Origin of the sequence: Kitasatospora sp. NPDC017646 (genome assembly GCF_044329365.1) — a bacterium.
Taxonomy (GTDB): Bacteria; Actinomycetota; Actinomycetes; order Streptomycetales; family Streptomycetaceae; genus Kitasatospora.
In genome coordinates, this window is the sequence record NZ_JBIRJC010000011.1 from 255,747 (window position 1) to 262,060 (window position 6,314).

Genomic DNA, 6,314 nt, shown 5'->3' on the forward strand with positions numbered 1-6,314 from the left:
TCCTGCGGATCATTCCTGGTCGAGCGCGGCCAGCGTGTCGGCGAGCCGCTGGTGAACATCTTCGTACACCGCGACGTGTGCCTCGGCCGGGACCCCGTCCAGAGCCTCCAGGCGGGCCAGCCCGGCGTCCACCCCGGGGTGCCCGGTGGGCAGCAGTTCGACGCCGAGCGGCTCGACCGTCTCCCCCCGGATACCGCCCTCACTCGTCCCGGGCATCGGGCTTCTTCGTGCTGGTGGCCTTGCGGACGGTGGTCTTCTTCGTCGCCGTGCGCTTGGCCGCCGCCTTGGGCTCGGCGCCGTTCCGCTCCGGCTGCTCCGGCTGCCCGGTGGCGGTCTTCCTGACGGTCGCCTTCTTGGCGACGGCGGTCTTCTTGGCAGCTGCCTTCTTCGCGGGCGCCGCCTTCTTGGCCGCTGCCGCCTTCTTCGCCGGTGCCGCCTTCTTCGCGGGCGCCGTCTCCTCCTCGGCGACGAACTCCTCGGCCCCCTCGGTCGCCGCCTTCCGCACCGCGGCCTCCGTCGCCGGGGACAACGGCGGATCGACCTCGACCGGCTCGTCCACCTCCACCCGCTCGGACACGACCGGCTCCGTCGCCACCGGCTCGTCCTCGAACTCCCAGCCGCGCCCGAACAGGTCGTCCGCCCGGGGCGCCGGCGCCGGCTCGTCCTCCCGGTGCGGCGCCGCGTGCGGCTCGGGGGCCGGCTTCTTCGCGGCCGGCTCCTCCTCGACCTCACGCAGCTTGCTCTCCAGGTACGCCAGCACCACGCCGACCTTGGTCACCTGGTCGCCGACCTTCTCGAAGGCCTTCTCCACCTCGTTGCGCGCCACCCCGACGGCCAGGTCCACCCCGGCCCGCCCGGCGGTGACCGCCTCCCCCGCCAGGGTCTGCAGCGTCCTGGCCGAGGGCGGGAACTGACCGCCCAGCTTGCGTTCGACCTCCGAGACGGTGACGCCGGTCCTCTCCAGGACCGCGGCCGCCGTCTCGGCGACCCGCTTGCCGACCTCCTCCACCACCACGGCGGCGGTCGCCACCGCTCCCCGCACCGTCCTCGGCAGCATCCGGGTGCCTCCTCCGCGCCTGCGCGCGCCTCGCTCCTTCGCCCTCGGCACCCGGGCGTTTCCGGGCACCCCACTGACGACGCTACCGCCAAAACCCGCCTGAGGTACCGTGGCCCGGCAGTCAGCACCGTAGTGACCTGGGGATGGAGCGACCGCCATGGCGAACGCCGAAGAGTGCCGGGAAGCACTGGAACAGCTCAGCCGGAACATGACGAACTCCACCGGCGACGTCCGCAAGGCCGCCGCCCTCGACCGCTCGCTCAGCTGCCGGATCACCGACCTCGACCTGACCTTCACCGGGCAGCTGCGCGACGGCCGGATCCAGGACGTCGTCACCACACCCGGTCAGCCCACCGAGAAGGCCGCCATCCGGCTCACCATGGCCAGCGACGACCTGCTCGCCCTGGTCGGCGGCGACCTCAACTTCGCCGCCGCCTGGGCGAGCGGCCGGGTCGGGCTGGAGGCCGGCCTGCGCGACCTGCTGCGGCTGCGCACCCTGCTCTGAGGCCCTCGCCGAGCGGTCAGAAGCCGAGCTCGGCCAGCGCCTTCCGCCCGTCCACCGGTCCGCCGTCCGGCGCGTCCAGCACCGTCCAGGCCGCCGCGCACAGCGCCCGCAGGCCGTCCCAGCGGTCCCCGGAGCCGGTCAGCCGCAGCACGCCGCCCTCCGCCGTCGCGGTCCAGCCGCCGCAGGAGGAGCCGCCGTCCGCCGCCGTCACCGCCGGCTGCGGGACCAGCAGGCCGCGCAGGTCGGCCGCCAGGTACGTCGGCCGGTGCTCGACCGGCGCCGCCAGCAGCTGCGCCGGGGTGGTCACGCCGGTGAACACCAGCAGGCTGTCCACCCCGCCGTTGAACGCACCCTCGATGTCGGTGTCCAGCCGGTCCCCGACCACCAGCGGCCGCCGGGCGCCGGTCCGCAGCACGGTCTCCCGGTGCATCGGCGGCAGCGGCTTGCCCGCCACCTCCGGCTCCACCCCGGCCGCCGCCCGCACCGCCGCCACCAGCGTCCCGTTGCCGGGCGCGATGCCGCGCGCCGTCGGCACCGTCATGTCGGTGTTGGAAGCGACCCACGGCAGTCCGCCGCGCACCGCGTACGCGGCCTCCGCCAGCTGCGGCCAGCCCACCGACGGGTCGAAGCCCTGGACCACCGCGAGCGGCTCCTCGGCCATCGAGCGGACCGCCACCAGCCCGCGCTCGGCCAGCGCCTCCTCCAGCCCCAGGCCGCCCACCACCAGCACCTTCGCCCCGGCGGGCACCTTCTCGGCGACCACCCGGGCGGCCGCCTGCGCCGAATTGATGACGTCCGCCGGCTCGGCCGGCACGCCCAGCTCGGTCAGGTGGTCGGCGACCACCCGCGGCGGGCGGGAGGCGTTGTTGGTCACGTACGCGAGCCGCATCCCGGCGGTACGGGCCGCCGCCAGCGAGTCCACCGCGTGCTCGATCGCGTGCGGGCCGGCGTAGACCACGCCGTCCAGGTCCAGCAGCGCCGTGTCGTACGCCTCGGTCAGCGGGCGGTCGCTCCCGCCGGGGGCGGTCCGTCGCGCGGTGGTGGCCGTCTCGGTCATGCCTGCCCAATCCCATCCACCGCAGCCTCGTGGTGCACTGCGGTTCGTCTGCTCGTCACTGCCCGCCCGGTCGGGCGTCGTCGTCGACGCCCTCGGGCTCTCCCCCCACCTGCCGCGGCAGGCCCGGTTCCCGGCCCCGGCTCTCACGGCCGGCGGGTACGCCGGGCAACAGCGGGCCGAACGCCCCGGCCCGGGCCGCCAGGGTCGCCCTGGTCTGCCGCAGCGCCGACCGGTAGTGGTCGGCCTCCGGACGCATGGCCACGGCCAGCGCCAGGTGCTCGGCCGAGGTCTCGAAGTCCCCCGTCCGGGCCGCCGCGACGCCCCACCCGAACTGAGCGTAGTCGTCCGAGGGATCGGCCAGCGCCACGGCCCGGAAGTTCTCCAGCGCCGCCGCGTACGAACCGGCGTCGAACTGCGCCCGGGCCAGCGCCTCCCGGATGCTGCGCGAGTGCGGCTCGGCCTCCGCCGCCCGGGCCAGCAGCTGCTCGGCCGCCGCCGGATGGCCCTCGGCCAGCAGCTTCGCGCCCCGTCGGAACCAGTCGTAGACGTCCCCCGCGGGCTCCCCGGGCCGCCCCTGCGCCGGGACGCCCCCCGTCGGGGGCTGCTCGCCCTGCACGCCGCCGTCGGCCCGTTCCTGCCCGTCCTCCATGCCGTACCTCGCCCTCGGTCGCACACCCGCCCCACCGCTCGGGACGGACGTTCCGATCTCTCAACAACGCGTACCCGGTTACGATGCCCAGAATGAGCACACCCAGTGCAGAAGACGGAGTCGAGACTCCCGTGGGCGGCCCCGGTGACCCCGGGCACGTCGCCACCGCAGGCCTGTCCCTGTCCCCCTTCCGTGGCCTGCGCTACGTCCCCGACCGGGTCGGCGCGCTGGCCTCGGTGATGTCCCCGCCGTACGACGTCGTCGACCCGGGACGCCGACTGGACCTGGAGACGGCCGACCCGCACAACGTGGTCCGGCTGATCCTGCCCCGGCCGGAGCCCGAGGACGCCGGCGACCGCCCCGACCGCGACACCAGGTACCGGCACGCCGCCCGGCTGCTGGCCGGCTGGCAGCGCGAGGGCGTCCTCGCCGCCGACCCGGAACCGGCGATCTACGTCTACGAGCAGCGGGTCCCCGCCGGCGAAGACGCGCCCGAGCTGCTCCAGCGCGGCCTGATCGGCGCCCTGGCGGTGAGCGGCCCCGAGGTCGGCGTCGTCCTCCCCCACGAGGACGTCATGCCCCGGCCGGTCGCCGACCGGGTCGGGCTGATGCGCACCACCCGGGCCAACCTCGAACCGCTGCTGCTCACCTACCGGGGCAACGGGGGCGCCTCCGGCGTCATCGAGCGCACGGTCGAGGGCGCGCCGCTGCTCTCCACCACGACCAGCGACGGCACCCACCACCGCCTGTGGGCCGTCACCGACCCCGCCCTGCTCGGCGAGATCAGCCGCGACCTGTCCACCTGCCGGGCGCTGATCGCCGACGGCCACCACCGCTGGGCGATGTACCTGCGGCTCCAGCGCGAGCACCGCCACCTGCCGCGCAGCCCGTGGGACCGCGGCATGGTGCTGCTGGTGGACACCGCCCGCTACCCGCTGCGGGTCCGCGCCATCCACCGCGTGCTGTACCGGCTGCCGGTGGCCGAGGCCCTGGAGAAGCTCGGCGACCAGTGGAAGGTCAAGGAGGTCCCCGGCCCGCTGCCCGCCGCCCTCCAGGCGCTCGCCGAGCAGAAGAGGCACGGCGGCAACGGCTTCGTCCTCACCGGTGGCGACGGCGTCTTCTGGCTGCTCAGCGAGCCCGAGGAGGCCCTGCTCGACGCGACCGTGCCGCACGACCGGCCCGAGGAGTGGCGCCACCTGGACGCCACCGTGCTGCACGCCACCCTGCTCGACCACACCTGGCACGTCCCCGACGGCCCCGACGACATCGGCTACCTGCACACCGCCGCCGCCGCCGAGCGCGAGGCCGCCCGCACCGGCGGCGCCGCGGTCCTGCTCCACCCGGTCCGGGAGAGCGTGGTACGGCGGCTGGCCGAACAGGGCGTCACGATGCCGCGCAAGTCCACCTCGTTCGGCCCGAAGCCGGCCACCGGACTGGTGCTGCGCAGTCTTCCGCTGGGGTAGCGGGAGCCCCCGGACGCCGTGAGGCCCTGCCGTTCCTCCGGGGAACGGCAGGGCCTCACGGCGTTTCAGGGCACTCAGGCCTGGGCGTCGCCCTCGACCTCGTCCTTGTCCGCCTTCTCGGCCTTCTCGACCTCGGCCGCCTTGGCCTCCGCGACCCGCTCGGGCACCACGCCGTCGAAGTCCTCGTCGATCTCGAGGTCGTCCTCGTCGTAGTACTCCTCGACGTCCTCCTCGTCCTCGAAGATCACGCGGTCGTCGGCGTTGTCGGCGCCGCGCTTCTTCGCCGGGGCGTCGGCCTGCTCGGCGTCGTCCTCGACCAGCTCCGGGTCGAGCGCGTCGGTGAACTCCACGCCGTCGATCTCGGCCAGGCGCTCCGAGGCGTTGGTCGAACCGTCGGTGTCGGCCTCGGCCGCCTTGGCGAACCAGTCACGGGCCTCGTCGCCACGGCCGGCCGCGATCAGCGCCTCGGCGTAGGCGTACCGCAGGCGAGCGGTCCACGGGTGCACGGCGCTGGAGGCCAGCTCCGGGCTCTGCAGGGTGACGACGGCGGCGTCGAACTGCTCCATGTCGCTGCGGGCACCGGCCGCCACCAGGCGCATCTCGACCTGGCCGGCCTTGTCCAGCTGCTTCACCTCGGGCTCACCGGCCATCGCCAGCGCCCGCTCCGGACGGCCCAGACCGCGCTCGCAGTCGGCCATCACGGGCCACAGGTCGGCACGGCCGGTCATCCGACGGGCGGCGCGGAACTCGGTCAGCGCCTCGGAGTACCGCTGCGTCATGTACGAGGCGAACCCGGCCGCTTCGCGGACGGCGGCCACGCGGGACGCCAGCCGCAGCGCGACGCGCGAGTACTGGTAGGCCTCCTCCGGCTCGCCGTCGAGCAGGCGGGCCACCATCACCAGGTTGCGGGCGACGTCGTCCGCGAGGGTCTTGGGCAGGCTCTTGAGCTCCTGGCGCACGTCCGCGTCCAGCTCGAAGCCGGTGACGTCCTCCGGGATCGGCAGGCGCTTGACCGGCTCGTAGTTGCCGCGACGGTCGTCGTAGTCCCGACGGTCCCGGTCGCCGCCACGGTCGTCCCGACGGTCCCCGCCACGGAAGCCGCCCTGGCGGTCGTCACGGCGGAAACCACCGCGGTCGCCGCCCCGGTCGTCGCGGCGGAAGCCACCACCCTGCGGACGGTCATCGCGGCGGAAGCCCCCGCGCTCGCCGCCGCGGTCGTCACGGTCGCGGTTGAAGCCACCCTGGGGGCGGTCGTCCCGACGGAAGCCACCACCCTGCGGACGGTCATCACGACGGAAACCACCGCGCTCGCCACCACGGTCATCGCGCTCGCGGTAGGACGGGCGATCGTCACGACGCGGACGGTCGTCACGGTCATCGCGACGGAAACCGCTCGGGCGGTCATCGCGGCGGAAGCCACCACCCTGCGGACGGTCATCGCGACGGAAGCCCCCGCGCTCGCCGCCGCGGTCGTCACGGTCGCGGTTGAAGCCACCCTGGGGGCGGTCGTCCCGACGGAAGCCACCACCCTGCGGACGGTCATCACGACGGAAACCACCGCGCTCGCCACCACGGTCATCGCG

The 6,314-nt window shown here is 74.8% G+C and carries 7 protein-coding genes; 2 read left to right on the forward strand and 5 right to left on the reverse strand.

From position 1 onward, the window contains the following. Nucleotides 1-9: 9 nt before the first annotated feature. Nucleotides 10-216: a hypothetical protein gene (locus ACH4J0_RS19970; RefSeq protein WP_396241809.1), complete on the reverse strand. Its 207-nt coding sequence runs from the start codon at nucleotides 214-216 to the stop codon at nucleotides 10-12. Then, entirely contained in the window at nucleotides 200-1,057 is an 858-nt protein-coding gene (locus ACH4J0_RS19975) for a hypothetical protein (RefSeq protein ID WP_396241811.1), read from the reverse strand. Before ACH4J0_RS19975 ends, ACH4J0_RS19970 begins: the two co-directional genes overlap by 17 nt. Before the next feature lie 157 nt (nucleotides 1,058-1,214). On the opposite strand from ACH4J0_RS19975, the gene ACH4J0_RS19980 reads away from it, so the two are divergent. Then, nucleotides 1,215-1,562, forward strand: coding sequence for an SCP2 sterol-binding domain-containing protein (locus ACH4J0_RS19980; protein WP_396241813.1), 348 nt, complete (start codon nucleotides 1,215-1,217; stop codon nucleotides 1,560-1,562). A gap of 16 nt (nucleotides 1,563-1,578) precedes the next feature. Here the strand turns inward: ACH4J0_RS19980 and ACH4J0_RS19985 are convergent, their stop codons facing one another. Together ACH4J0_RS19985 and ACH4J0_RS19990 are read right to left on the reverse strand one after the other, a co-directional pair. Beyond that, complete coding sequence (locus ACH4J0_RS19985; protein ID WP_396241816.1) at nucleotides 1,579-2,619, reverse strand: HAD-IIA family hydrolase; 1,041 nt, start codon at nucleotides 2,617-2,619, stop codon at nucleotides 1,579-1,581. A gap of 55 nt (nucleotides 2,620-2,674) precedes the next feature. After that, nucleotides 2,675-3,268: a tetratricopeptide repeat protein gene (locus ACH4J0_RS19990; protein ID WP_396241818.1), complete on the reverse strand. Its 594-nt coding sequence runs from the start codon at nucleotides 3,266-3,268 to the stop codon at nucleotides 2,675-2,677. A 92-nt stretch (nucleotides 3,269-3,360) separates the two neighbouring features. Between ACH4J0_RS19990 and ACH4J0_RS19995 the strand changes: the two genes are divergently transcribed. Continuing rightward, the gene (locus ACH4J0_RS19995) at nucleotides 3,361-4,731 is read left to right on the forward strand and encodes a DUF1015 family protein (RefSeq protein ID WP_396241820.1); all 1,371 of its coding nucleotides are present in this window, start codon (nucleotides 3,361-3,363) and stop codon (nucleotides 4,729-4,731) included. A gap of 74 nt (nucleotides 4,732-4,805) precedes the next feature. On the opposite strand, the gene ACH4J0_RS20000 is transcribed toward ACH4J0_RS19995, so the two are convergent. Continuing rightward, nucleotides 4,806-5,735 (reverse strand): tetratricopeptide repeat protein, encoded by a 930-nt coding sequence (locus ACH4J0_RS20000; RefSeq protein ID WP_396241843.1) that lies wholly within the window; start codon nucleotides 5,733-5,735, stop codon nucleotides 4,806-4,808. Between the last annotated feature and the right edge of the window lie 579 nt (nucleotides 5,736-6,314).

What these genes read in the sequence shown, in the direction of transcription:
- ACH4J0_RS19970 (WP_396241809.1), bottom strand. Translation starts at nt 216, where the DNA reads ATGCCCGGGACGAGTGAGGGCGGTATCCGGGGGGAGACGGTCGAGCCG.
- ACH4J0_RS19975 (WP_396241811.1), bottom strand. Translation starts at nt 1,057, where the DNA reads ATGCTGCCGAGGACGGTGCGGGGAGCGGTGGCGACCGCCGCCGTGGTG.
- ACH4J0_RS19980 (WP_396241813.1), top strand. Translation starts at nt 1,215, where the DNA reads ATGGCGAACGCCGAAGAGTGCCGGGAAGCACTGGAACAGCTCAGCCGG.
- ACH4J0_RS19985 (WP_396241816.1), bottom strand. Translation starts at nt 2,619, where the DNA reads ATGACCGAGACGGCCACCACCGCGCGACGGACCGCCCCCGGCGGGAGC.
- ACH4J0_RS19990 (WP_396241818.1), bottom strand. Translation starts at nt 3,268, where the DNA reads ATGGAGGACGGGCAGGAACGGGCCGACGGCGGCGTGCAGGGCGAGCAG.
- ACH4J0_RS19995 (WP_396241820.1), top strand. Translation starts at nt 3,361, where the DNA reads ATGAGCACACCCAGTGCAGAAGACGGAGTCGAGACTCCCGTGGGCGGC.